We start from the raw sequence: 24,820 nt of genomic DNA, 5'->3' as shown, positions 1-24,820 counted from the left end.
GGATCACTCTGACGGGCTGGCATCCACCACCACAGTCGCAGCAGCGCCGGGACTGACCGCGGTGCGCATGGTGCACATGAATTCGGCTTCTACCGCCATCTCGCCGTCGACGCTGGCGACAGCCTTGTATTTCCAGATGCCACGCACGACGCGCACGATCTCGACTTCCAGCTTGATCTGGTCGCCTGGTTCGACCGGGCGGCGGAAACGGGCCTTGTCGATGCCGAGGAAGTACACCACGGTATTTTCATCCGGCTTGCGGCCTTCGGTCAGGAACGACAGCAAGGCAGCGGTTTGCGCCAGCGCTTCGATGGTCAGGACGCCAGGCATCACCGGCTTGTTGGGAAAATGGCCATTGAAGAATTCTTCATTGATGGTGACATTCTTGATCGCCGTGATCGACTTGCCGCTTTCCCAATTCAATACGCGGTCAACCAGCAGCAGCGGATAACGGTGCGGCAGGTAGGTCTTGATCTGGTTGATGTCTAGCGTTTGGTTTGGACTATTCATTATCTTTTTGGGTAACCTGTTGCGGTAACTGTTCGATGAGCTGTTTAATGGATTTTTCCAGAGCCCGGATTTTCTCACGCATTGTATTCAGATTGCGCACCAAGGCAGCAGATTTTTCCCATTCGCCATGCTTGGCAATCGGGTAGAAACCGGTGTATTGGCCTGGCTCGGAGATCGAGCGCAACGCCAGCGTACCCGCTGACACATGCACATGATCGACGATGGTAATGTGGCCGTGGATCATCGCCGCCCCGCCTATCGAGCAAAATTTGCCGATCCTGGCGCTGCCGGCAATCCCGGCGCAAGCTGCAATCGCGGTATGGGCGCCGATATGGCAGTTATGGGCGATCTGGATCTGGTTGTCCAGCTTGACCCCTTCTTCTATCACGGTGTCGGCCAGGGCGCCGCGGTCGATGGTGGTGTTGGCGCCGATTTCGACGTCGTCGCCGATCAGCACCCGGCCGGTCTGGGGAATCTTGACCCAGGTCCCGCCGTCATTGGCAAAACCGAAACCGTCGGCGCCGATGACAACGCCAGAATGGATAATGGCGCGCTGGCCGATCTGGCAGGCGTCATAAACCGTGACGTTGGGATGCAGCAGGCTGCCCGCGCCGATGCTGACCCCGCGGCCGATCACGCAGCCGGCTCCCAGGCTCACATGTTCGCCGATCGTGGCGCCGGCGCCGACGACCGCGTTGGCGCCGACATAGGCGGTCGCCGCGACCTGGGCGGCAGGATCGACGCTGGCTGCCGGATGGATTCCAGGCGCCACCGGAATAGCGTTTTTTGCAGCAAAAAACTGCGCCGCCAGCGCGAAATACGCATAAGGATTGGCGGCGACAATCCGTGCACCGCGATAATCGGCGCCGATCGCCGCATCGTCCGCCGCGGACAGGATAATGGCGGCCGCCTGCGTTTGCGCGGCCTGGGGCCGAAACTTGGGATTGGACAAGAAGGTGATCTGTGATGCGCTGGCGTCGCTCAACGGCGCGATGCCGGATACCCGGGTATCCGCATCACCGATCAGTTGGCCACCCAAGCTTTCGACCAGTTCTTTTAGCCGAATGCTCATATAGTGGCCTTGACAGAATGGGTTACTTATTGAGGATTTTCAATACTTTATCGGTGATGTCGATGCGCGGGCTGACATACACGCCGCCTTCCTGGAACACCATATCGTATTTTTCCGCTTCGGCGATCTGCTTGATCGCCTTGGTCGAGCGCTCCAGCACGATCGCCAGCTCTTCGTTGCGGCGCTGGTTCAGGTCTTCGCGGAACTCACGCTGCTTGCGCTGGAAATCCTTGTCCAGGTCGCTCAGCTCGCGCTGGCGCCTGACCCGCTCGGATTCCGAAATCACGGCTGAATCCTTGTCCAGCTTGTCTGCCATGTTTTTCAGGCGGGTGGCCTGGTCTTGCAAATCCTTGTCGCGCTTGGAAAACTCGGCTTCGATCTTGGATTGCGCGGTCTTGGCCGGGGTCGCCTCGCGCAAGATGCGCTCGCTGCTGACGAAGGCGATTTTCGAACCTTCATCAGCATGCGCCGGGGCTGCCGACAATAAGCACGCCGCCAGCAAGCCGGCGGTGGGCAATGATGTAAAGGTTTTAATTAGAGATTTCAACACTATTCTCCGCAATTCAAATGATGCAACTTGTGCATTATGCCACTCTTGTCAGAATCTGCAATTGTGCACCATCCTTATGGTTTTTTAGAAGCCTGTGCCCAGCTGGAACTGGAAGGACTGCTGCTTGTCGGTCGGCTTCGCGTTCAGCGGTTTGCCGTAGCTGATTTTCAGCGGGCCGATAGGCGATACCCAGCTCAGGCCGATGCCCGTAGAATAACGCAACTCGCTGAGTTGCATCGGCTTCTTGTCGGCGTATACCTGGCCGCCGTCGAGGAAGGTGAACCAGCGCAGGGTACGGTCGCTGCCGGAACCGGGGAACGGGAACTGCGCTTCCAGGTTGCCGAACACGCGCGACGCGCCGCCCATCGAATCGCCGTACTGGTCGACGTTGGTGCCGACGCCCAGGGTCGAGCCTTCAAAACCGCGCACGGTGCCGATACCGCCGGCATAGTAGTTCTTGAACACAGGGTACGGCTTGCCGCCAATGCCGCGGCCATAGTCGATTTCGCCGTTCATGGCCAGCGTCACCGCATTGCTGAACAAAGGCTGGAAGTATTGGTGCTGGTAGCTTGCACGGTAGTAGCGCAAGGTGCCGACCGCGGAAAGTTCAAGGCTGGCGCGCTGGTAGCGGCCCTTGGTCGGGACCAGGGCGCTGTCGCGGCTATCGCGCTGCCAGGCTGCGGTCAGCGGGAAACTGTTGGTGGTTGCCGTCGCCGGGTTGGCCAGCACGTTATAACCGAGGCCGGTATCGACCGACCGGCTGCCGTTGCCGAAGTCCGAAACATATTGCTGGTACAGCAGCGGGCTGGAAGCATCGGCCGAAACGGCGGTGTTTTCCACGCCGATGCCAAAGAACACCGTATCCAGTTCCGAGAACGGCACGCCGAACTTGATATCGCTACCGATGGTCCGCACCTTGTAGTCGCCGGTGGTGTACTGCGATGGACGCACGGTACGGTAGTACAGGTCGTAGGTGCGGCTGATGCCGTCATCCGTGAAATAAGGATTGGTCTGGGACAGCGCAATCACCCGCGAATAGCTGCTGGTGTTGACGTCGAGGCCGATGGTGTTGCCGCTGCCGAAAGCGTTCTGCTGCTGGATCGAGCCGGACAGGCTCAGCTTGTCCTGCTGCGAGAAGCCGGCGCCGACCTGGATGTTGCCGGTAGGTTTCTCGGTAACGGCCATGTTGATATCAACCTGGTCGGACGTGTTCGGCACTTCCGGCGTTTCGATGCCGACGTCCTTGAAATAGCCCAGGCGGTCAACCCGGTCGCGCGACAGCTTGATCTTCGAACCGTCGTACCAGGAATCTTCAAACTGGCGGAATTCGCGGCGCACCACTTCGTCGCGCGTCTTGGTGTTGCCGGTGACGTTGACATGGCGCACGTAAACGCGCTTGCCTGGATCGACCATGATGGTAAACGCCACTTCTTTCTTTTCCCGGTTCAATTCAGGATTGGCGTTGACGTTGGCGAACGCATAACCGAAATTGCCCAGCCGCTCCGACATCTTCTTGGTGCTGTTGTTGAGCTTCTCGCCGTTGAATATTTCGCCTTTTTTCAGCTCCATCAACGACCGCAGTTCATCCTCGCGGCCAAACATCTCGCCTTCCATCTTGATATCGGAAACCGTGTATTTTTCACCTTCATTGATATTGATGGTGATGTAGATGTCTTTCTTGTCCGGCGTGATCGAGACCTGGGTCGACTCTACCTGCATCTCGATATAGCCGCGGTTCAGGTAATACGAACGCAGGGTTTCGATGTCGCCCGACAGCTTCTCTTTTGCATACTGGTCAGCCTTGGTGTACCAGGTAAACCAGCCCGGCGAACGCAGCTTGATCTGGTCGCGCAGCTTGCCGTCGGAAAACGCCTTGTTGCCGACGAAACGGATTTCCTTGATGCGCGATACTTCGCCTTCATCCACCGCAAACGTCACATTGACCCGGTTGCGCTCGATCGGCGTAACGGTCGTGGTCACCTTCATGCCGTACAGGCCGCGCGACAGGTATTGTTTCTTCAATTCCTGTTCTGCGCGATCAACCTGGGCTTTGTCGAAAATGCGCGATTCGCCGACGCCGATTTCCTTCAGGGCCTTGGTCAGCTGGTCTTTGTCGAATTCCTTGATGCCGGAAAAATCGACGCCGGCAATCGACGGCCGCTCTTCCACCATGACCACCAGCACGTCGCCTTCGGACTCGACCCGCACATCCTTGAAGAAGCCGGTCGCGTACAAGGCCTTGATCGCCGCCGTGCCTTTTTCATCGGTGAAGGTTTCACCGACGCGCACAGGCAGGTAACTGAAAACGGTGCCGGCTTCGGTACGTTGAATACCTTCGATGCGGATATCCTTGACCACAAACGGCTGCACCGCCAGCGCTTGGCCCGAACACAGGGCAAAGGCGGCAGCAGCAATCAAACGACGGGGAAGAATCGACAAAGGGAAGTGCTCAGAATGTAATTTCATTAGCGATCGTTTTTTATCAATGTCCTTGCCTGCCACGATTGTCAGACAAGAGAGAAAACCTAAAATATGAGCCGAACGACGTCGTTAAACATGGCGACCATCATCAACGTCATCAGAATGCCGATGCCCGCGCGCTGTGCAATTGCACCAACTCGCTCGGGAATGGGACGTCCAGTCAAAACTTCCAGCGAATAATACAGCAAATGGCCACCGTCTAGAACCGGAATGGGCAGCAAATTCATGACGCCAAGGCTGATGCTGATGAAGGCAATAAAGCTCAGGTAGCTGAATGCGCCGATACGCGCGGTCTGGCCTGCGTAGTCGGCAATGGTGATGGGGCCGGTGATATTTTTCCAGGAAACCTCGCCGATCACCATTTTACCCAGCATCTTGAGGGTCATGATGCTGCTGTCCCAGGTCCGCCTGGCGCCCTTGGCGAGCGCTTCCAGCGGCGGGCTGCTGGCCAGGACCATTTCCGGCATGCCCGACATGACAACTTTGATCAGGCCGACCTGCCCGTCTTTGCCGGCTTCCGCCTGCGGTGTCACGCTCACGGTGAAACTATTGCCGTTACGCAAACCCGTCAGGCTCAGCGGCTTGCCCGGGGAGGCCTTGATCTTGTCGACGAAAGCGCCGCTGTCAGCCATCGGCTCGCCGTCGATGCTGGTGATCAGGTCGCCTTCATGCAAGCCGGCCAGCATGCCTGGGCCGCCCGGCATGACCGTGCCCAGGATAGGCTTGGCGCGCGCCAGCTTGATGCCTAGCTTGGCAAGGTAGTCACCTTCGAGATCCTTGGTCGTCAGGCTGTCTATCGGCAAATTCACTGTATCGAGCAGTTTGCCGCCCGACGGTTCGCCGCCCGCCGTGCCGGGATCCGACCGGCGCACGTCGAGCCTGATCGGCGTCTTGTCGATGACCCCTTGCAGCACTTTCCAGCGCAGCTCGGACCAGGTCAGGATCGCTTCGCCGTTCACCGCGGTAATCAATTCGTTGCCGCGCAAGCCGCCCTGGTAGGCCGCGGTATGCTCGGCGACGGCGCGCACCCTTGGCGTCGGCTCCATCTCGCCATGGATGTACAAGCCGGCAAATAACAAAATGGCAAGAGCAAAATTGGCCAGGGGGCCGGCCGCCACGATGGCCATGCGCCGCCAGACCGACTGGCCGGTGAATTCGCGCTTCAGTTCTTGCGGCGACAAGCCGCTTACGTCTTGCTCGCGAGCGTCGAGCATCTTGACGTAGCCGCCCAACGGCAAGATGGAAATCGCCCATTCGGTCTGGTCCGGGCCGAACTTGCGCGAGAAGACGACCTTGCCCATCCCCACCGAAAAACGCAGCACCTTGACCCCGCACAAGCGGGCGACAACATAGTGGCCAAGCTCGTGGATGATGACCAGGGAGCCGAGGGCGACGACAAAAGCGAGGATGGTTTGCAGGAAGGCCATTTGTACGATTTATGCGTTCAGGAAAGAGTGAACCGTCTGGCGCGCAAGAAGATCCTGCTCAAGCAACAAATCGATATCGCTTACAGCGCACAGCGGCAACTTGTCCATGGTGCGCGCTATCAGTTGGTCAATCATGCGAAACCCGATTTTTCCGTCTAGGAAAGCTTGGACAGCCACTTCATTCGCGGCGTTCAATATTGCAGCAGCCGAACCGCCTGCCAACAATGCATCATACGCGAGTTTCAGGCAGGGAAAACGTTGCAGGTCGGGCCGGGTAAACTGTAACTGCCCCACCACCGTCAGGTCCAGCGGACTGACGCCGGACGCAATCCGCTCGGGGTACGCCAGCGCGTAGGCAATCGGCGTGCGCATATCGGGATTGCCCAGCTGCGCCAGGACCGATCCGTCTATGTAAGACACCATGGAGTGGATCACGCTTTGCGGGTGGATCACTACTTCGATCTGGCTGGCCGAGGCGCCGAACAGCCAGTGCGCCTCGATGACTTCCAGGCCCTTGTTCATCATGGTCGCGGAATCGACCGAAATCTTGCGCCCCATGACCCAGTTCGGATGGGCAACCGCTTCTTCGGGGGTGACTGAATCGAGCGTTTCAACCGCCCTGTGCAGGAATGGGCCGCCCGACGCTGTCAGCAGGATTTTCTCGACGCCAAGCGCAGCCGGCTGGCGTTGATAGTTATGCGGCAGGCACTGGAAAACCGCATTGTGTTCGCTATCGATAGGCAGCAGCACAGCGCCGCTCTGCTTCACTGCATCGATGAACAGCTGGCCGGACATGACCAGGGCTTCCTTGTTCGCCAGCAGGATTTTCTTGCCCGCCCTGGCGGCGGCCAGGCTTGGCGCCAGCCCGGCAGCGCCAACGATGGCGGCCATCACGGTATGGCAAGCCTCGGCGCTGGCCACCTGGCACAGCGCGGCGTCGCCGTACAGCACTTCGATCGCAGGGGCCTTGTCTTGCAGCAAGGCGCTCAGCTGCTGCGCCGCTGCCGCGCTGCCGACCACGGCCAGCTGCGGCTTGAAGCGCAGGCACTGCTCAGCCAGCTGTTCGACCCGGCTGTGCGCGGTCAGGGCGTAGACGGAATAACGTTCCGGATGGCGCGCCAGCACATCCAGCGTCGACATGCCGATCGAACCAGTAGAACCGAGAATAGTAATATTTTGCATACGACCTAGAACCAGAAACTCAATAATGCAGCCAGCGGCAATACCGGGATCAGCGCATCGACGCGATCCAGTACACCACCGTGGCCAGGCAGCAGGTTGCTGCTGTCCTTGATGCCCGCGCGCCGCTTCAGCAGCGACTCGAACAAATCGCCGGCCACGCTGGCGGCTACCAGCACCGTCGTCGCCGCCAGCAACCCGGCCCAACCCCAGCTTGCCAGCAGGCGCGCCGGGAAAGTCTCGGCCAGCGCCGGCGCCAGGCTGAACCCGAACATCATGGCCAGCACCAGGATCCAGCCACCAAGCGCGCCCTCCCAGGACTTGCCGGGAGAAATCGACGGCGCAAGCTTATGGCGGCCGAACGCCTTGCCGGAAAAATAAGCCCCTATGTCCGCCACCCAGACGATCACCAGGACCGACAGCAGATACAAAGGAGAGTGATGGAACAGCACCACGATCGCCAGGAAACAGCCGAAAATGGCAATGGCGTAGGTGCCGGCGACCATGCGGTTGGCGAAGCTGGCCAGCGGCGGCAAGCCAAAACCCAGCGCCGGCACGAACCGCAAACCCCAGATTGCCACGCACAACATGAACAGCAGGCGGATATCAGGGCCGCTACCGAAATACATGATAGCGGCAAACAGGATCAGTGCAAGCAGTCCCCAGGCCAAGGCCGCTTTAGAGCCGGCGCCGAAGATCCTGGCGCTTTCCCAGATGGCGGCGGCAAAAAAGAGCGTCGAGACGACGGCGAATGCGGGGAAATAATTGAAGTACAGGATCGGCAGCAAGACTGCCAGCAACAGCAAGGCTGTGATGACACGCGTCCTTAACATCAGGAAGCCTGTTCCAGCAGCTGCGCGCTGGTGCGCCCGAAACGGCGCTCTCGCTGCTGGTAGGAGGCAATCGCCTGGTCCAGCTCGTCGGCGCCGAAGTCCGGCCAATAGGTGTCGGTGAAATAGAGTTCGCTATACGCCAGCTGCCAGAGCAGGAAATTCGAGATGCGCTGCTCGCCGCCGGTGCGGATGAACAGGTCCGGCTCGGGCGCATAGGCCATCGCCAGGTACTGCGCCAGCTCGTCTTCGGAAAATGCCGCCGGATCCTGCACGGCGCCTGCGCCCGCCGCGCTGCGCGCCGCCATCATTTTCTGTACCGCCTGCATCACGTCCCAGCGGCCGCCGTAGTTGGCGCAGATGGTCACGGTCAGGGTCGAATTGCCGGCCGTCTTGCGCTCGGCGCTGTCGATCATTTGCTGCAGCTTGGCGTCGAAGCGGCTCAGGTCGCCGACAACTTTCAGGCGGATGCCGTTGGCGTGCATCTTGCTGACTTCACGTTCCAGCGCCACCACGAACAAACGCATCAGCAAGGACACCTCATCCGCCGGCCGGCGCCAGTTTTCCGAGCTGAAGGCAAACAGCGTCAGGTATTCGACGCCACGCACAACGCAGGCTTCGACCACTGCCCGCACTGCTTCAACGCCCTTGCCATGGCCGGCGACACGCGGCAAAAAGCGCTTGGTCGCCCAGCGGCCGTTGCCGTCCATGATGATGGCAACGTGCCGCGGCACCGTCGGAATTGCTGGTAGCGTTTGCGTGGAACTTGTATGGGCCATAGATAATGAAATAAGGAAAGGAAGAGCGACAGACCGGCCCCGACTATACCGTCAGGATCTCTTTTTCTTTATCGATCACTTGCTTGTCGATTTCAGCCACGAACTTGTCGGTCAGCTTCTGGATCTCGTCCTGGGCACGACGCTCGTCGTCTTCCGAGCATTCCTTGTCCTTGACCAGTTTCTTCAAGCCTTCGTTGGCGTCGCGGCGGATATTGCGGATTGCAATTTTCGCATCTTCCGCTTCGCCCTTGACCAGCTTTACCATTTCCTTGCGGCGCTCTTCCGTCAGCGGCGGCGTCGGCACCCGGATCATTTCGCCCTGGGTGGATGGGTTAAGGCCGAGGTCGGATTCACGGATAGCCTTCTCGACCACTGCAATCATTTTCTTTTCAAACGGCTGCACGCCGATGGTGCGCGCGTCGATCAGGGTCACATTGGCAACCTGGCTCAGGTTGGTCGGGCTACCGTAGTATTCCACCATGATGTGGTCGAGAATCCCGGTGTGGGCGCGGCCGGTACGTACTTTCGCCAGGTCGGCGCGCAAAGTCTCAAGCGACTTTTGCATTCTCAGATCGGTATTCTTTTTAACGTCAGCAATGCTCATGCTGTTCTCCTCTTCGAAAACGGGTGTTTTTTAAATTAAGTAATAATTATTTATACCTGCGATTTGCGCCAGCAATTTGTGCAAGCCGTCTGCACAAACATTGCAAATCAGGCAAATAATTTAAACGTGTACCAAAGTGCCTTCATCTTCACCCAGGATGACGCGCCTCAGCGCACCCGGCTTGATGATGGAAAACACCTTGATCGGCAGTTTCTGGTCGCGGCACAAGGCAAACGCGGTAGCATCCATGACTTGCAGATGCTTGGTGATCGCTTCATCGAAAGTGATGTGCGAATAACGTGTCGCCGTTGGATCTTTATTTGGGTCTGCGCTGTAGACGCCGTCAACCTTGGTCGCCTTGAGGACGATTTCCGCACCGATTTCCGAACCGCGCAACGCCGCTGCAGTGTCGGTAGTGAAAAACGGATTGCCGGTACCTGCTGCGAAAATGACAATCTTGTCTTCTTCCAGGTATTGCAGCGCCTTAGGCCGCACGTATGGTTCGACTACCTGTTCGATGCTGATGGCCGACATCACGCGGGCCGTGATGCCAACCTGGCGCATGGCGTCTGCCAGCGCCAGCGAGTTCATCACCGTTGCCAGCATCCCCATATAGTCAGCAGTAGCGCGGTCCATGCCCTGGGCGCCCGGCGCCACGCCACGGAAAATATTGCCGCCGCCGATCACGATCGCCAGTTCAACGCCCAACTTGGCCACTTCGGCAACATCGGCCACCATGCGTTCAATCGTTGCACGATTGATGCCGTAGGCGTCATCGCCCATCAGGGCCTCACCGGAGAGTTTCAGGAGAACACGCTTATAAGCTGGTTTTGTCATGGTCTGGGCCCCTTATGGCTTTCCGATTGATATATAAATATTGGTCAATGCCTGGCTGAAGGACTGCAGCGCCATTGTCAGGCCAAACCGCAGCAAAATCCACTACCGGCGCTATTTAGCATACACAGCGAGAATACGCGGCGCCGGTTCCTGCGACTTTTCCCTGCCCCTGGATACGAGGCAGCAATTCAGCAAGGCATCCCTTAGTCCGTGGCTTGGGAAGAAAATTCCTCAGAGCCAAAAAAACGGGCCTTTCGGCCCGTATTCTTGCTTACGCCTGCTTGGCCGCAGCAACTGTTGCTGCAACTTCTGCAGCAAAGTCATCCTGTTTCTTCTCGATGCCTTCGCCGACCACGAACATGGTGAACGATTTGACGCTGGTATTGGTTGCCTTCAGCATCTGTTCAACGGTTTGCTTGTCGTTCTTGACGAAAGTCTGGTTCAGCAGGGAAACTTCCTTCAGGAATTTCTGTACCGAACCTTCGATCATCTTGGTCGCGATATCGGCAGGCTTGCCGGATTCGGCCGCCTTCAGGGTCGCTACCGAACGCTCTTTCTCGATCAGGTCGGCAGGCACCTGGTCCGAAGACAGGGAAACCGGCTTCATCGCGGCAATGTGCATCGCCACGTCTTTACCGACTTGTTCGTCAGCGCCGTCGAACTCGACCATCACGCCGATGCGTGTGCCATGCAGGTAGGAAACCAGCTTGGCGGCAGTATCGAAACGTGTGAAACGGCGGATCGACATGTTTTCGCCGATACGGCCGATCAGGGCAGCGCGGGTCGCTTCAACGGTGCTGCCGTCGAGCGGCAGGGCCGACAAGGCGGCGACGTCGGCCGGATTGTTTTCCGCCACCAGCTTGGCGCAGGCATTCGCCAGGGCCAGGAAATCGTCGTTCTTGGTCACGAAGTCGGTTTCGCAGTTGACTTCCACCAGGGCGCCAACGCCGCCGGCGATATAAGCTGCAACCACGCCTTCGGCGGTCACGCGGGAAGCGGCCTTGGAAGCCTTGCCGCCCAGTTTCACGCGCAGGATTTCTTCCGCCTTGTCCATGTCGCCGCCGGCTTCGGTCAGCGCCTTCTTGCATTCCATCATCGGCGCATCAGTCTTTGCGCGCAGTTCGCCTACCAGTGCTGCTGTAATTGCCGCCATACTATTCTCCTAACAGTTGACGCCGTGCCGGTGATCCGCGGCCGCCTTGCGGTGCAAGCGCAGCCCAGTCGGCAACCAGCCTTCCAGCGCCATCATTCAAAATATATCCAGGTATAAATTCGGGTAAAACACATGCAAGTGATACAAAAAGTGATACAAAAAAAGGGGCAACCACGCCCCCTTTTTATTCTGAAGTATGAGACCTCAGATTCAGGGCTTAAGCCTGGTCGTTGACTTCAACGAATTCATCGCCGGCTGCGCCTTTGATTGCTTCAACCACGTCGTTCACTGCATTGGCGCGGCCTTCCAGGATTGCATCGGCAACACCGCGAGCGTACAGGGCGATTGCCTTGGACGAGTCGTCGTTGCCAGGGATGACGTAAGTCACGCCGTCTGGCGAGTGGTTGGTGTCAACCACGCCGATAACCGGGATGCCCAGCTTGGCGGCTTCAGTGATGGCGCCCTTGTGGTAACCGACGTCGATCACGAAGATGGCGTCAGGAATGCCGCCCATGTCCTTGATGCCGCCGATAGCTTTTTGCAGCTTGATCAGCTCACGCTGGAACATCAGGCCTTCTTTTTTGCTCAGCTTCTCAACCGAACCGTCTTCGATCGAAGCTTCCATTTCTTTCAGGCGCTTGATCGAGGTCTTGATGGTCTTGAAGTTGGTCAGCATGCCGCCCAACCAACGCTGGTCGACGAAAGGCGAACCCGAACGTGCTGCTTCAGCTGCCACGATTTCGCGCGCTTGGCGCTTGGTGCCGACAAACAGGATGTTGCCGCGGTTGGACGACAGTTGGCGGATGTACTTCATCGCCTCCTGGTACATGCCCAGGGTCTTTTCCAGGTTGACGATATGAATCTTGTTGCGGTGACCGAAGATGAACGGCGCCATCTTTGGGTTCCAGAAACGGGTTTGGTGACCGAAATGGACACCGGCTTCCAGCATTTCACGCATTGTTACGGACATAATTTTCTCCAGGGTTAGGTCTGGAACCCGCTCAGTCACCGTTGACGCCAGCATTGCAGCCAGGCAAAAAACAGCACCCTTTTCGAGCGGATTCGCGCTTTTAAAACCAATTTAAACATCAAATAAACTACACAAACATCGACATAGCCGAATAGCAATTCGAGCTAACCCAAGATTGTACCCCAAAACCCCTGACTTCTTCAAGCGCCGCGAGGCATATCTTTCAGCGCATCTGCGTGGCCTCGTTTATAATCGACATCTAACTGAATCCGGGCGTTTTTTGCGCCTTTTGCTAAAGAATTCACCGAATTTTCTCGATTTTTCCTATCTTATGACCTCCATCTCCATTAAAACCGCCGAGGATATCGCCGGCATGCGCGTCGCCGGCAGGCTGGCCTCGGAAGTACTCGATTACATCACGCCATTCGTCAAGGCCGGCGTCACCACCGGCGAGCTGGACCGCCTGTGCCACGAGTACATGACAAATGTGCAAGACACCATCCCTGCCCCGCTGAATTATTGCCCGCCTGGTTATACGCCGTACCCGAAAGCCATCTGCACCTCGGTCAACGACGTCATCTGCCACGGCATCCCGGGCGACAAGGTGCTGAAAAACGGCGACGTGGTCAATCTCGACATTACCGTCATCAAGAATGGCTACCATGGCGACACCAGCCGCATGTTTTATGTCGGCGAACCGTCGATCATGGCCAAGCGCCTGGGCGACATCACCTATGAGTGCATGTGGCTGGGCATTGCCAAGATCAAACCCGGCGCGCACCTGGGCGATATCGGCCATGTGATCCAGCAGCACGCCGAAAAAGCCGGCTACAGCGTGGTCCGCGAATTCTGCGGCCATGGCATCGGCAAGGTGTTCCATGAAGAGCCGCAAGTATTGCATTACGGCCGTCCAGGCACGCTGGAGCGGCTGGAAGCGGGCATGATTTTCACGGTCGAGCCGATGATCAACGCCGGCCGCCGCGATATCCGCGAAATGGGCGACGGCTGGACCATCAAGACCAAGGATCGCAGCCTGTCCGCCCAATGGGAACATACCGTACTGGTGACCGAAACCGGCTACGAAGTATTGACCGTCTCCAAGGACACTCCGCCCCCGCCCGCCTTTATCCAGCAAGCGACTGCCGCCGCTTAAGACATGACGACACTTGCCGCCACACTCAAAAAACAGCTTAGGACCGAGCGGCAAACCATCATCTCAGCCTTTCTGGCGGACGGTAAACCCGGCGAACTGCTGACCGCGCTGCGGCGCAGCGTCGACATCGCCCTGACGCAGGCCTGGAAAATGCTGGAACTGCCGTCCAGCGCAGCGCTGGTGGCGGTCGGCGGTTACGGCCGCGGCGAACTGTTTCCGCATTCCGACGTCGACGTCCTGATCCTGCTGGAGGCCAGCCCGGACGCCGCGCTGAAAGCCACGCTGGAGCAGCTGGTGCAGCTGTTCTGGGATATCGGACTCGAAATCGGCCACAGCATCCGCACCGTGGATGAGTGCCTGAGCGAATCCGCCGCCGATATCACGGTCCAGACCAGCCTGCTGGAAGCACGGCTGGTGAGCGGCAGCCACCCGCTGTTCCTGCAGCTGCAGGAACGCTGCAGCGCGGCCATGGATGCCTGCGCCTTTTTCCAGGGAAAGATCCTGGAAATGCAGCAGCGCCACGTGAAATATGAAGATACGCCCTACAGCCTGGAGCCGAACTGCAAGGAAAGCCCGGGCGGCCTGCGCGACCTGCAAGTGATCCTGTGGGTGGCGAAGGCTGCCGGCCTTGGCGAATCCTGGCCCAAGCTGGCCCAGCGCGGCCTGATCACGGCCGCCGAGGCGCGCCAGCTGGCGCGCCAGGAGCGCGCTTTCAAGGATATCCGGATTCGCCTGCACATCTATACCAACCGCCGCGAAGACCGGCTGGTGTTTGACGTCCAGACCCCGATCGCCGAAGCGCTCGGCTTCCAGACCACGGAAACCCGGCGCGCCAGCGAATACCTGATGCAGCGTTATTACTGGGCGGCCAAGGCGGTAACCCAGCTCAACACCATCCTGCTGCAGAACATCGAAGTGCAGCTGTTCCCGCAACCGATGGTGCCGCAACGCATCAACGACCGCTTCAACCACCTGAACCGCCTGATCGACATCGCCCACGACGACCTGTTCAAGACCACGCCGTCGGCGATGCTGGAATTGTTCCTGCTGCTGGCCCAGCACAGCGAGCTGAAGGACATGACCGCGCGCACCAGGCGCGCCTTGTGGCACGCCCGCGTTAAGATCGACAACAGCTTTCGCCGCGATCCGCACAACCGCTCGCTGTTCATCCAGATCATCCAGGCACCGCAAGGGATTACCCATGCGCTGCGCGGCATGAACCAGACCAGCATCCTCGGCCGCTACCTGCCGAACTTCCGCCGCATCGTCGGCCAGATGCAGCACGACCTGTTCCATGTCTACACCGTGGACCAGCACATCCTGATGGTGGTGCGCAATGTGCGCCGCTTCACGATGAGCGAGCATGCGCATGAATATCCGTTCTGCAGCCAGCTGATCGCCAACTTCCCGCGCTCCTGGCTGCTGTATGTCGCCGCCCTGTTCCACGACATCGCCAAAGGCCGCGGCGGCGACCACTCCAAGCTGGGCATGACCGACGCCCTGCATTTCTGCCAGCAGCACGGCTTGCCGCCGGCGGATACCGCGCTGGTGGTGTTCCTGGTCGAGCACCACCTGACCATGTCGCAGGTAGCGCAGAAACAGGACCTGTCGGATCCCGAAGTCATCCTCAATTTTGCCAATACGGTCAAGGACGAACGGCACCTGACCGCGCTCTACCTGCTGACCGTGGCCGACATCCGCGGCACCAGTCCCAAGGTATGGAACGCCTGGAAAGGCAAGCTGCTGGAAGACCTGTACCGCATGACCTTGCGCGTGCTCGGCGGCGAAGCGCCGTCGGCTGACCGCGAGCTGAAAAACCGCCAGGAAGAAGCGCTGAAAACGCTGCGCCTGTACGGCCTGGCGGAAGACGCCCATGAAACCCTGTGGCGCCAGCTCGACGTTGCCTATTTCCTGCGCCACGACGCCTCCGACATCGCCTGGCAAACCCGTTCCTTCTACAACCAGACCGACAGCGCAAGCCCGATCGTCAAATGCCGCCTGGCGCCGATCGGCGAGGGCCTGCAGGTCGCGGTCTACACCAAGGACCGGAGCGACCTGTTCATCCGCATCTGCAGCTATTTCGACAGCAAGAATTTCAGCATCCTGGATGCCAAGATCCAGACGACCAAGCAAGGCTACGCGCTCGATTCTTTCCTGATCAGCGCGCCGCTGTTCGCCAAGCACTACCGCGACATCATCAACCTGATCGAGCATGAACTGACCCTGCTGCTGCAAGCCGACAGTCCCCTGCCGGCGCCGTCCAAGGGACGCCTGTCGCGCCTGTCGCGCACCTTCCCGGTGACACCGACGGTCGACCTGCGCCCCGACGAGCGCGGCCAGTATTACCTGCTGTCGATTACAGCCAACGACCGCACCGGGCTGCTGTTTTCCGTCGCCAGCGTACTGGCCAAGCACAAGATCAATTTACATACGGCCAAGATCATGACGCTCGGCGAACGGGTCGAAGACGTATTCCTGGTCGACGGCAACGCGCTCAACCACGCGCGCTTGCAGATCCAGCTTGAAACCGACCTGCTGGATGCGCTGCATATCTGATCCATCCTGTTTTTGTTTTTTATCCTTTTTATTTCTTGCCTCTCATGACCGAACCATTACGCCTTTCCAAACGCATGTCAGAACTCGGGCTATGCTCGCGCCGCGAAGCCGATGAATGGATCGCGCGCGGCTGGGTCCGGGTCGACGGCGTGGTCGTATCGGAACTCGGCAGCAAAGTCCTGCCCAGCCAGCGCATCAGCGTGGAGCGCCAGGCCGCGGCCGAACAATCGAAACGCGTCACCATCCTGATCAACAAGCCGGTCGGCTACGTCAGCGGCCAGGCCGAAGACGGCTACCAGCCGGCGGTGGCGCTGGTCAAGGAAGCCAACCGCTGGAGCGAGGACCGCTCGCCGACCTTGTTCCATCCGACCCAGCTGCGCAGCCTGGTGCCGGCCGGCCGCCTCGACATCGACTCGGTCGGCTTGCTGGTGCTGACCCAGGACGGCCGCATCGCCAAGCACCTGATCGGCGAAGAAACCAGCGTCGACAAGGAATACCTGGTGCGGGTGCGCTACACCAAGGGCGACAAGCTGCCCGACGCCGAACTGCGCCGCCTCAACCACGGCCTGACGCTGGACGGCAAGAAGCTCAAGCCAGCCATCGTCAAATGGCAAAACGACGACCAGCTGAGCTTTACTTTGCGGGAAGGCAAAAAACGCCAGATCCGCCGCATGTGCGACATGGTCGGCCTCAAGGTGCTGGGATTGAAACGGGTGCGTATCGGCGGCGTGAAGCTGGGGCATTTGCCTGAAGGGCAATGGCGCTACCTGGGCGCGGACGAACAGTTCTGAAGGAATACGGCCCGCGAGGGCCGCTGCCGGTTACAGGAAACGATCCAGGATCTTGCGGCTGGCCTTGTCCAGCGCCTGGGTGTCGCGGATCAGGAACTGCACGCCATGGCTGTCGGCGATCAGCAGGCTGGTCGCCACGATGCGCCGGATGTCCTCTTCGCCTTTCAGCGTGAAAGAAGCATCGCCGCGATTGGTTTCCACATACCACGTGCTCGGCGCGGTGAAACTGGAAACCCGCTGGATACGCCGGATTTCCGGCATGAATTCGCGGCTCGCCAATTCTTTTTCAACCATCGCCCGGGTTTCGCCGGGCAAATCGCTCAAGCGTGAAATCCAGGCCAGTTCCTGACCGTCGCCGTTCACCAGCGAAATGCCGTCGTCCGGCGCGCCGATAGGAAAGGCCCGCACCGGCACCACGCCTTCATGCACTTCGCCGTTGACCGCGGTGTACACCAGGCGGCCGAAGGCATTGCGGCTGAGTTTGAAATCATGGCTTGTCATGCTGCCCTCTCGTCACTGTCTTCGCTGTCTTCATCGACCAGGGTCGGCTCGGTATCCGCATTGCGCAGCTGCGCCTGGTAGAGGCGGTAATAAGCGCCTTCGCGCAGCATCAGTTCGTCATGGCTGCCGACTTCGACGATCTGGCCGCGGTCCAGCACCACCAGCCGGTCGGCCTTGCGCAAGGTCGACAAACGGTGCGCGATAGCAATCGTGGTGCGGCCCTGCACCAGGTTATCCAGCGCTTTCTGGATTTCCTTTTCGGTGGTGGTGTCGACCGACGAGGTAGCCTCGTCCATGATCAGGATACGCGGATCGATCAGCAAGGCGCGCGCAATCGAGATGCGCTGGCGCTCGCCGCCGGACAACGCCTGGCCGCGTTCGCCTACCAGCGAGTCGTAGCCTTGCGGCAGGCGCAGGATGAATTCATGGGCATGGGCGGCGCGCGCGGCGGCGACGATTTCTTCGCGCGTGGCTTCCGGCTTGCCGTAGCAGATGTTCTCCGCAATGGTGCCGAAGAACAGGAACGGCTCTTGCAGCACCAGGCCGATATTGCGGCGGTATTCCGAGATCGGCATGGAACGGATATCGACGCCGTCGATCCGTATCGATCCTTCCGACACGTCGTAGAAACGGCAGATCAGGTTGACCAGCGTGCTCTTGCCGGAGCCGCTATGGCCCACCAGGCCGATCATCTCGCCCGGCGCAATGGTCAGGTTGACCTCGCGCATGACCGCCCGGTTGCCGTAGCGGAAACCGATGTTGCGCAATTCGATGGCGCCTTTCACATGCTCCAGGTGCACCGGGTTGGCCGGTTCCGGCACGCTCGATACGTGGTCCAGGATTTCAAAGATGCGCTTGGCGCCGACCGCGGCTTTTTGCGTCACCGACACGATACGGCTCATCGAATCGAGGCGGGTATAGAAGCGGCTGATGTAAGCCAGGAACGAGGCCAGCACACCGACCGTGATTTCGTTTTTCGAGACCTGCCAGATGCCGAACACCCAGACCACCAGCAGCCCGACTTCGGTCAGCAAGGTGACCGTCGGCGAGAACAGGGACCAGATCTTGTTGACGCGGTCGTTGACCAGCAGGTTGTGCTGGTTGGCGTCGCGGAAACGCCCGGCTTCGCGCTTTTCCTGGGCAAACGCCTTGACTACGCGGATCCCCGGGATGGTGTCGGCCAGGACATTGGTCACTTCGGCCCAGATGCGGTCGATCTTTTCAAAGCCGTGCTTCAGCCGGTCACGCACCAGGTGGATCATCCAGGCAATGAACGGCAGCGGCACCAGGGTCACCAGCGCCAGCCAGGGATTGATCGAGAACAGGATCACCGCGGTCATGACGATCATCAGCACGTCGATCGCGAAATCCAGCAGGTGCAAGGACAGGAACACGCAGATGCGGTCGCTTTCCGAGCCGATGCGCGCCATCAGGTCGCCGGTGCGCTTGCCGCCGAAATATTCCTGCGACAGGCGCAGCAGATGTTCATAGGTAGTAGTGCGCAAATTGGCGCCGATGCGCTCGCTGACCAAGGCCAGGATATAGGTGCGGGCCCAGCCCAGGCTCCACGCCACCAGGGCGGAAGCCAGCAGGCCGGACAGGTAGAGCTTGACCAGGTCATGGTTGATCGGCTTGCCGTTCTGATAAGGAATCAGCACATTGTCCATCAGCGGGCCCATCAGGTACGGCGGCACCAGGGTGGCGGCGGTCGAGATCAGCATCAGGATAAAACCGAGCAGCAGCATGCCCTTGTACGGCGTGGCGAAACGCGCCAGCCGGAACAAGGCCCAGGTTGAGGACGGTGCTTCCCCTTTTTCCGGGCAGATCAGGCATTCGTCGCTGCCCGGCGGCAGCGGCGCTTGGCATTGCGGGCAAAGCGCCTGCTCCTGGCGCGCGGCGGAACGCCCGGCCAGGTAATCGTCGCGCTGCTGCTCGAAGAGCTTGATCAGGCGCAGCGCTTCCAGGTTGAGGCCAAGCGTGTAGCGCCAGCAAGCCAGCTGCCGCTGCTCGTCGCACAGCTCCAGGCTGCCGACGCCGGCATGGTCGTGGTGGCCCAGCGTCAGGCCGGGCCGGTAAGCCCATTCGCGCCAGCTGCTGTCCTGCTCCATCTTGGCCAGCAGGCGGCGATTGGTGAGCAATACCGTGCCGCGCGCAAAATGCAGTGAAGCGTTAAGATCGACCTGCAGCGAGGCCAATATTTCTTCAGTCGGGGCAAGCAGTGTTATCACTTCAGCACGCAAATCGGCGGGCAGGATATGGGATAAATAATTACCGGGAGTAGGCACAGGGGATAAAGGGTTGCTTTTCATCTAAACGGCATGGTGTGTCCGCATGCATGCACGGATCGGATTGAATTTTGTGTGAAATCGCCTCAAATGGCGCACATCGTCTGCCGCAAGTATTATATCCTATCGTGTTTTTCGGAAACGTTACATTTCGTTACCATAACCCTATCATTTTGCTATTTTAAGTGAGCTTCTGTAAACCGATTCGTGCATTAGCGCGTTACAGATAGTTGCAGGGTGTTGAACCGGCACCAGAAAACAAGAAAAAAATTTTCAGCACGAACGCAGCCCTATTGCATAGCCTCATTGCTCACTCATGAAAAACATTGAAATTCTCCGCATCATGTCGCTACGCGGACCAAACATCTGGACGTACCGGTCAACCCTTGAGGCGTGGATCGATATTGGCGAACTGGAAGATTTCCCGTCGAATACATTGCCCGGCTTCAACCAGCGCCTGACCAGCTGGCTGCCTACCCTGATCGAGCACCGCTGCAGCTATGGCGAACGCGGCGGTTTTGTCCAACGCCTGCAAGACGGCACCTGGCCCGGCCACATCCTCGAACACGTCACCCTGGAACTGCAAAACCTGGCCGGCATGCCCGGCGGTTTCGGCAAGGCGCGCAGCACTTCAGTGCGCGGCGTCTACAAGGTTGCGGTGCGCGCGCGCCACGAGCAGGTTACCCGCGCCGCCCTGCATGCCGCACGCGACCTGGTCATGGCGGCGATCGAAGACAAGCCGTTCGACGTCCCTGCCACTATCGTCGAACTGCGCAGCATGGTGGATTCGCGCTGTCTGGGGCCGAGCACGGCCTGTATCGTGGAAGCCGCGGAAGAACGGCGCATCCCCTCGTTCCGCCTCACCGAAGGCAACCTGGTGCAGCTCGGCCACGGTATCCGCCAGCGCCGCATCTGGACCGCGGAAACCGACCAGACCAGCGCCATCGCCGAAAGCATCTCCAGCGACAAGGACCTGACCAAGAGCCTGCTGCAGGCTTGCGGCGTGCCGGTGCCGGAAGGACAACTGGTGGAAAGCGCCGCCGAAGCCTGGGAAGCCGCTGAAGATATCGGCTTGCCGGTGGTGGTCAAGCCTTCCGATGCGAACCATGGACGCGGCGTCTTCATCGACCTCAATACCCAGGCTGAAATCGAAACCGCCTACGCCCTGGCGCTGGAAGAAGGCAGCAGCGTCATCGTCGAACGTTTCATCCGCGGCAACGAACACCGGCTGCTGATTGTCGGCGGCCGCCTGGCGGCTGCCGCGCGCGGCGAGCCGCTGTCGATCAGCGCCGATGGCAAATCGACCATCCGCCAGCTGATAGACAGCCAGATCAATTCCGACCCGCGCCGCGGCGAACTCGAAGAGTGCCCGCTGAGCCTGGTGCTGCTGGATGAAGAACCGGTGGTGCGGGTAGAGCTGGAACGGCAAGGCTTCAACGGCGAATCGATCCCGCCTGCAGGCAAGCAAGTGCTGATCCAGCGCAACGGCAACGTTTCCATCGACGTCACCGACCTGGTCCATCCCAGCGTCGCCGCAGCGGCCTCGCTCGCCGCGCGCGTGGTGGGCCTGGATATCGCCGGCGTCGACCTGGTGGCCGAGGATATTTCCCGTCCGCTGGAAGAGCAGCGCGGGGCGATCGTCGAAGTCAACGCCGGCCCCGGCCTGCTGATGCATCTCAAGCCGGCCGAAGGCAGGCCGCGCCCGGTCGGCCGCGCCATCATCGAACACCTGTTCGCCGCTGCCGACAATGGCCGCATCCCCATCGTCGGCGTCACCGGCACCCACGGCAAGACCACCGTCTCGCGCCTGATCGCCTGGCAGCTGCATTTGAGCGGCAACCATGTCGGCCTGGCTTGCGGCGACGGTCTTTATTTTGCCCAGCGCCGGGTTGAAAAGGGCGACCGCGCCAATTGGGAGTCGGCGCAACGGGTGCTGATCAACCGCGCGGTCCAGGCGGCGGTATTCGAGAACAGCCACGACACCATCCTCTCGGAAGGCCTGGTCTATGACCGTTGCCAGGTCGGCGTCGTCACCAATATCGATCCTGCCGACAGCTCGCCGCAGTACTACATCGGCGATGCCGAGGAAATGGTCAAGGTCACGCGCACCCAGGTCGACGTCGTGCTGCCTAGCGGCGTCGCCGTGCTGAATGCCGCCGATTCGCTGGTGGCGGGCATGGCGCCGCTGTGCGACGGCGAAGTGATCTTTTTTGGCCTCTCCCCTACCCTGCCGGTGATCGCCGAACAGCTGGAACAAGACCGCCGCGCCGTGTTCGTGCGCAACGACCAGATCATGCTGGCGATCGGCAAAAACGAAATGCTGCTGGCAGACATCACCACCGTGCCGCTGATTGCCCGCAGCAAGGACAGTTTCCAGGTTGAAAACGTGTTGGCGGCGGTTGCCGCCGCCTGGGCGCTGGACATCTCTCACGACCTGATGCGTGCAGGGATAGAAACGTTCGAGATGGCTTAAAAAATCTAAGCAGGACGGGCGGCTGCCCTCCTGCTTTTTTTATCAGTAATAATAGGAAAACCTGTTGATGGACGTATCACGTATCCGAGTACTTCGCGGCCCCAATCTGTGGAGTCGACATACCGCTATCGAAGCCATCGTGTCTTGCACCGATGCCGAACGCGCCATTGCAGGCATCGCCGGTTTCGAAGCCAGGTTGCGTGAACGCTTTCCAAAAATCGGCTTCCTGGAAGCCGGCAGCAAGAACGACGTGGTGTCGATGGCGCACGCGCTCGAGATAGCGGCGCTCGGCCTGCAATCGGAAGCCGGTTGCCCAGTCACCTTCAGCCGCACCGTGCCGACCCTGGAAGGCGGCGTCTACCAGGTCATCGTTGAATACACCGAGGAAGAAGTCGGCAGGATGGCGTTCCAGCTGGCGCAGAAACTGTGCCAGGCAGCGCTGGAAGACAAGCCCTTCGATCTCGCCGGCGCACTGGCCAGCCTGCATGAACTGGATGAAGACATCCGTCTCGGACCCAGCACCGGCTCCATCGTGCAGGCGGCGGTCATGCGCGGGATTCCGTTCCGGCGCCTGACCAGCGGCAGCATGGTGCAGTTCGGCTGGGGCAGCCGCCAGCGCCGCATCCAGGCCGCGGAAACCAACCACACCAGCGCGATCGCGGAATCGATCGCCCAGGACAAGGACCTGACCAAGAAACTGCTGAACGCGGCCGGGGTCCCGGTGCCGATGGGCCGGGTGGTCTCCAGCGCGGAAGAAGCCTGGGCCGCGACCCAGGAAATCGCCGGACCGGTGGTGCTCAAGCCGCGCGACGGCAACCAGGGCAAGGGCGTGGCGGTCAACATCACCGCCCGCGAGCAGGTCATGGCGGCGTTCGAAGTGGCCGCCAAGATCTGTTCGGAAGTGATCGTCGAGCGCTACCTGCCGGGGCATGACTTCCGCCTGCTGGTGGTCGGCAACCAGCTGATCGCCGCTGCCCGCCGCGATCCGCCGCAAGTCATCGGCGACGGCGTGCGCACCATCCGCCAGCTGGTGGACCAGGTCAACAGCGACCCGCTGCGCGGCGACGGCCATGCCACCACGCTGACCAAGATCCGCTTCGATGCGATTGCCCTGGCGACGCTGTCCAAGCAGAATTACGCCGCGGATTCGATCCCGCAGCAAGGCGTGCGCGTGGTGTTGCGCAACAACGCCAACCTGAGCACCGGCGGCACCGCCACCGATGTCACCGAAGATGTCCATCCTGAACTGGCGGCGCGCGCGGTAGCCGCGGCGCAAATGGTCGGGCTCGATATCTGCGGCGTCGACGTCGTCTGCAACAACGTCCACCAGCCGCTGGAAGAACAGGAAGGCGGCGTGGTCGAAGTCAATGCAGCACCTGGCTTGCGCATGCACATCAGCCCTTCTTACGGCAAGGGCCGCGCGGTCGGCGCCGCCATCATGTCGACCATGTTCGCCAGCGGCGACAACGGCCGCATCCCGCTGGTAGCGGTGGCCGGCACCAACGGCAAGACCACTACCGTGCGCCTGATCGCCCACCTGCTGGGCCGCAAGGGACTGCGCGTCGGCATGACCAATTCCGATGGCGTCTATATCGAAAAACAGCGCATCGATACCGGTGATTGCAGCGGCCCGCGCAGCGCGCGCAATGTCTTGATGCATCCGGACGTCGATGCGGCCGTGTTTGAAACCGCGCGCGGCGGCATCTTGCGCGAGGGCCTCGGCTTCGACCGCTGCGACGTTGCCGTGGTCACCAATATCGGCATGGGCGACCATCTCGGCCTGAGCTATATCAGCACGGTGGAAGACTTGAGCGTGGTCAAACGCGTGATCGTCGAAAACGTCGCCCCGGGCGGCCATGCGGTCCTCAACGCGGCAGATCCGATGGTCGCCAGCATGGCCAAATCCTGCCCGGGCTCAGTGACCTTTTTCGCCCACGATTTCCATCACCCGCTGATGACCACCCATCGCGCGCAAGGCCACCGGGTGGTGTACCAGGACGGCAACGCCATCGTCGCCGCCAAGGGCAAGCAGGAACATCGGATCCTGCTGCAGGACATCCCCCTGACACGCAACGGCGCCATCGGCTTCCAGGTCGAAAACGCCATGGCTTCGATCGCCGCGGCCTGGGCTTTGGACCTGGACTGGGACGTGATCCGCGCCGGCCTCGGCAGCTTCGTCAACGATGCCGCCACCGCGCCAGGCCGCTTCAATGTATTCGATTATCGCGGCGCGACCCTGATTGCCGACTACGGCCACAACCCGGATGCGATCAAGGCGCTGGTTAAGGCTATCGACAGCATGCCCGCCAAACGCCGTTCGGTGGTCATCAGCGGCGCCGGCGACCGGCGCGATATCGACATCCGCCACCAGACCGAAATCCTGGGCGATGCATTCGACCAGGTGATCCTGTACCAGGACCAGTGCCAGCGCGGCCGCGCCGACGGCGAAGTGCTGGGCTTGCTGCGCGAAGGTTTGCAGAACGCCCGCCGCACCACATCGACCGCGGAAATCAACGGCGAATTCGTCGCCATCGATACTGCGCTGTCGCACCTGGAGCCGGGAGATCTTTGCCTGATCCTGGTCGACCAGGTGGAAGAAGCGCTGGCGCATATCGCCAAGCGTATTGCTGAAGTTTGATGTAGAGCCGCCGCCGCTATCGGATACCTCG

The 24,820-nt window shown here is 60.2% G+C and carries 19 protein-coding genes; 5 read left to right on the top strand and 14 right to left on the bottom strand.

Annotation, left to right across the window (positions count from 1 at the left end; translation table 11 throughout):
* Positions 1-3: 3 nt before the first annotated feature.
* The 12 genes from fabZ to rpsB form a co-directional block, all read right to left on the bottom strand.
* Positions 4-510, bottom strand: a complete 507-nt coding sequence (gene fabZ, locus BM062_RS10415; RefSeq protein ID WP_092396474.1) for a 3-hydroxyacyl-ACP dehydratase FabZ — start codon at positions 508-510, stop codon at positions 4-6.
* A complete protein-coding gene (gene lpxD / locus BM062_RS10410) occupies positions 503-1,582 on the bottom strand; it encodes a UDP-3-O-(3-hydroxymyristoyl)glucosamine N-acyltransferase (protein ID WP_092396472.1) in 1,080 nt (359 codons plus the stop codon). Before lpxD ends, fabZ begins: the two co-directional genes overlap by 8 nt.
* 22 nt (positions 1,583-1,604) lie before the next feature.
* Positions 1,605-2,129 carry an OmpH/Skp family outer membrane protein gene (locus BM062_RS10405; RefSeq protein WP_092396470.1) on the bottom strand — a complete coding sequence of 175 codons (525 nt, stop codon included), beginning with the start codon at positions 2,127-2,129 and terminating at the stop codon, positions 1,605-1,607.
* Between the two features lie 87 nt (positions 2,130-2,216).
* A complete protein-coding gene (gene bamA, locus BM062_RS10400; protein WP_092396468.1) occupies positions 2,217-4,598 on the bottom strand; it encodes an outer membrane protein assembly factor BamA in 2,382 nt (793 codons plus the stop codon).
* Positions 4,599-4,657: 59 nt separating this feature from the next.
* Positions 4,658-6,040 carry an RIP metalloprotease RseP gene (gene rseP, locus BM062_RS10395; RefSeq protein ID WP_092396466.1) on the bottom strand — a complete coding sequence of 461 codons (1,383 nt, stop codon included), beginning with the start codon at positions 6,038-6,040 and terminating at the stop codon, positions 4,658-4,660.
* 9 nt (positions 6,041-6,049) lie between these two features.
* Positions 6,050-7,222 (bottom strand): 1-deoxy-D-xylulose-5-phosphate reductoisomerase, encoded by a 1,173-nt coding sequence (gene ispC, locus BM062_RS10390; protein WP_092396464.1) that lies wholly within the window; start codon positions 7,220-7,222, stop codon positions 6,050-6,052.
* Positions 7,223-7,227: 5 nt separating this feature from the next.
* Positions 7,228-8,052: a phosphatidate cytidylyltransferase gene (locus tag BM062_RS10385; RefSeq protein ID WP_092396462.1), complete on the bottom strand. Its 825-nt coding sequence runs from the start codon at positions 8,050-8,052 to the stop codon at positions 7,228-7,230.
* Positions 8,052-8,828 (bottom strand): polyprenyl diphosphate synthase, encoded by a 777-nt coding sequence (uppS, locus tag BM062_RS10380; protein WP_092396460.1) that lies wholly within the window; start codon positions 8,826-8,828, stop codon positions 8,052-8,054. The genes BM062_RS10385 and uppS overlap by 1 nt, the downstream gene beginning before the upstream one ends.
* 43 nt (positions 8,829-8,871) lie before the next feature.
* Positions 8,872-9,432: a ribosome recycling factor gene (frr, locus tag BM062_RS10375; protein WP_092396458.1), complete on the bottom strand. Its 561-nt coding sequence runs from the start codon at positions 9,430-9,432 to the stop codon at positions 8,872-8,874.
* Between the two features lie 120 nt (positions 9,433-9,552).
* The gene (pyrH, locus tag BM062_RS10370) at positions 9,553-10,269 is read right to left on the bottom strand and encodes a UMP kinase (protein ID WP_092396456.1); all 717 of its coding nucleotides are present in this window, start codon (positions 10,267-10,269) and stop codon (positions 9,553-9,555) included.
* 271 nt (positions 10,270-10,540) lie between these two features.
* Positions 10,541-11,422, bottom strand: coding sequence for a translation elongation factor Ts (gene tsf, locus BM062_RS10365; RefSeq protein WP_092396454.1), 882 nt, complete (start codon positions 11,420-11,422; stop codon positions 10,541-10,543).
* Between the two features lie 217 nt (positions 11,423-11,639).
* On the bottom strand, positions 11,640-12,392 hold the full coding sequence (rpsB, locus tag BM062_RS10360) for a 30S ribosomal protein S2 (RefSeq protein WP_014005317.1): 753 nt from the start codon (positions 12,390-12,392) through the stop codon (positions 11,640-11,642).
* A gap of 331 nt (positions 12,393-12,723) precedes the next feature.
* On the opposite strand from rpsB, the gene map reads away from it, so the two are divergent.
* From map to BM062_RS10345, 3 genes are read left to right on the top strand one after another with little or no spacing between them, the layout of a single operon-like run.
* Positions 12,724-13,545 (top strand): type I methionyl aminopeptidase, encoded by an 822-nt coding sequence (gene map / locus BM062_RS10355; RefSeq protein WP_092396452.1) that lies wholly within the window; start codon positions 12,724-12,726, stop codon positions 13,543-13,545.
* Positions 13,546-13,548: 3 nt separating this feature from the next.
* Complete coding sequence (locus tag BM062_RS10350; protein WP_092396450.1) at positions 13,549-16,101, top strand: [protein-PII] uridylyltransferase; 2,553 nt, start codon at positions 13,549-13,551, stop codon at positions 16,099-16,101.
* A gap of 44 nt (positions 16,102-16,145) precedes the next feature.
* Positions 16,146-16,892 (top strand): pseudouridine synthase, encoded by a 747-nt coding sequence (locus tag BM062_RS10345; RefSeq protein ID WP_092396448.1) that lies wholly within the window; start codon positions 16,146-16,148, stop codon positions 16,890-16,892.
* A 30-nt stretch (positions 16,893-16,922) separates the two neighbouring features.
* On the opposite strand, the gene BM062_RS10340 is transcribed toward BM062_RS10345, so the two are convergent.
* Entirely contained in the window at positions 16,923-17,393 is a 471-nt protein-coding gene (locus BM062_RS10340; protein WP_092396446.1) for a cyanophycin metabolism-associated DUF1854 family protein, read from the bottom strand.
* Entirely contained in the window at positions 17,390-19,702 is a 2,313-nt protein-coding gene (locus BM062_RS10335; protein WP_092396444.1) for a cyanophycin metabolism-associated ABC transporter, read from the bottom strand. The genes BM062_RS10340 and BM062_RS10335 overlap by 4 nt, the downstream gene beginning before the upstream one ends.
* A gap of 292 nt (positions 19,703-19,994) precedes the next feature.
* Here BM062_RS10335 and cphA (BM062_RS10330) point away from each other — a divergent pair, with 292 nt between their 5' ends.
* Together cphA (BM062_RS10330) and cphA (BM062_RS10325) are read left to right on the top strand one after the other, a co-directional pair.
* Positions 19,995-22,151 carry a cyanophycin synthetase gene (gene cphA, locus BM062_RS10330; protein WP_092396442.1) on the top strand — a complete coding sequence of 719 codons (2,157 nt, stop codon included), beginning with the start codon at positions 19,995-19,997 and terminating at the stop codon, positions 22,149-22,151.
* 67 nt (positions 22,152-22,218) lie between these two features.
* Positions 22,219-24,789, top strand: coding sequence for a cyanophycin synthetase (cphA, locus tag BM062_RS10325; protein WP_092396440.1), 2,571 nt, complete (start codon positions 22,219-22,221; stop codon positions 24,787-24,789).
* The last annotated feature ends 31 nt before the right edge of the window (positions 24,790-24,820 follow it).

It is taken from the genome of Collimonas sp. OK412, from assembly GCF_900112135.1.
Lineage (GTDB): Bacteria > Pseudomonadota > Gammaproteobacteria > Burkholderiales > Burkholderiaceae_D > Collimonas > Collimonas rhizosphaerae.
Note: the sequence above shows the minus strand (reverse complement) of the source record. Positions and strands in the feature narration are given on the sequence as shown.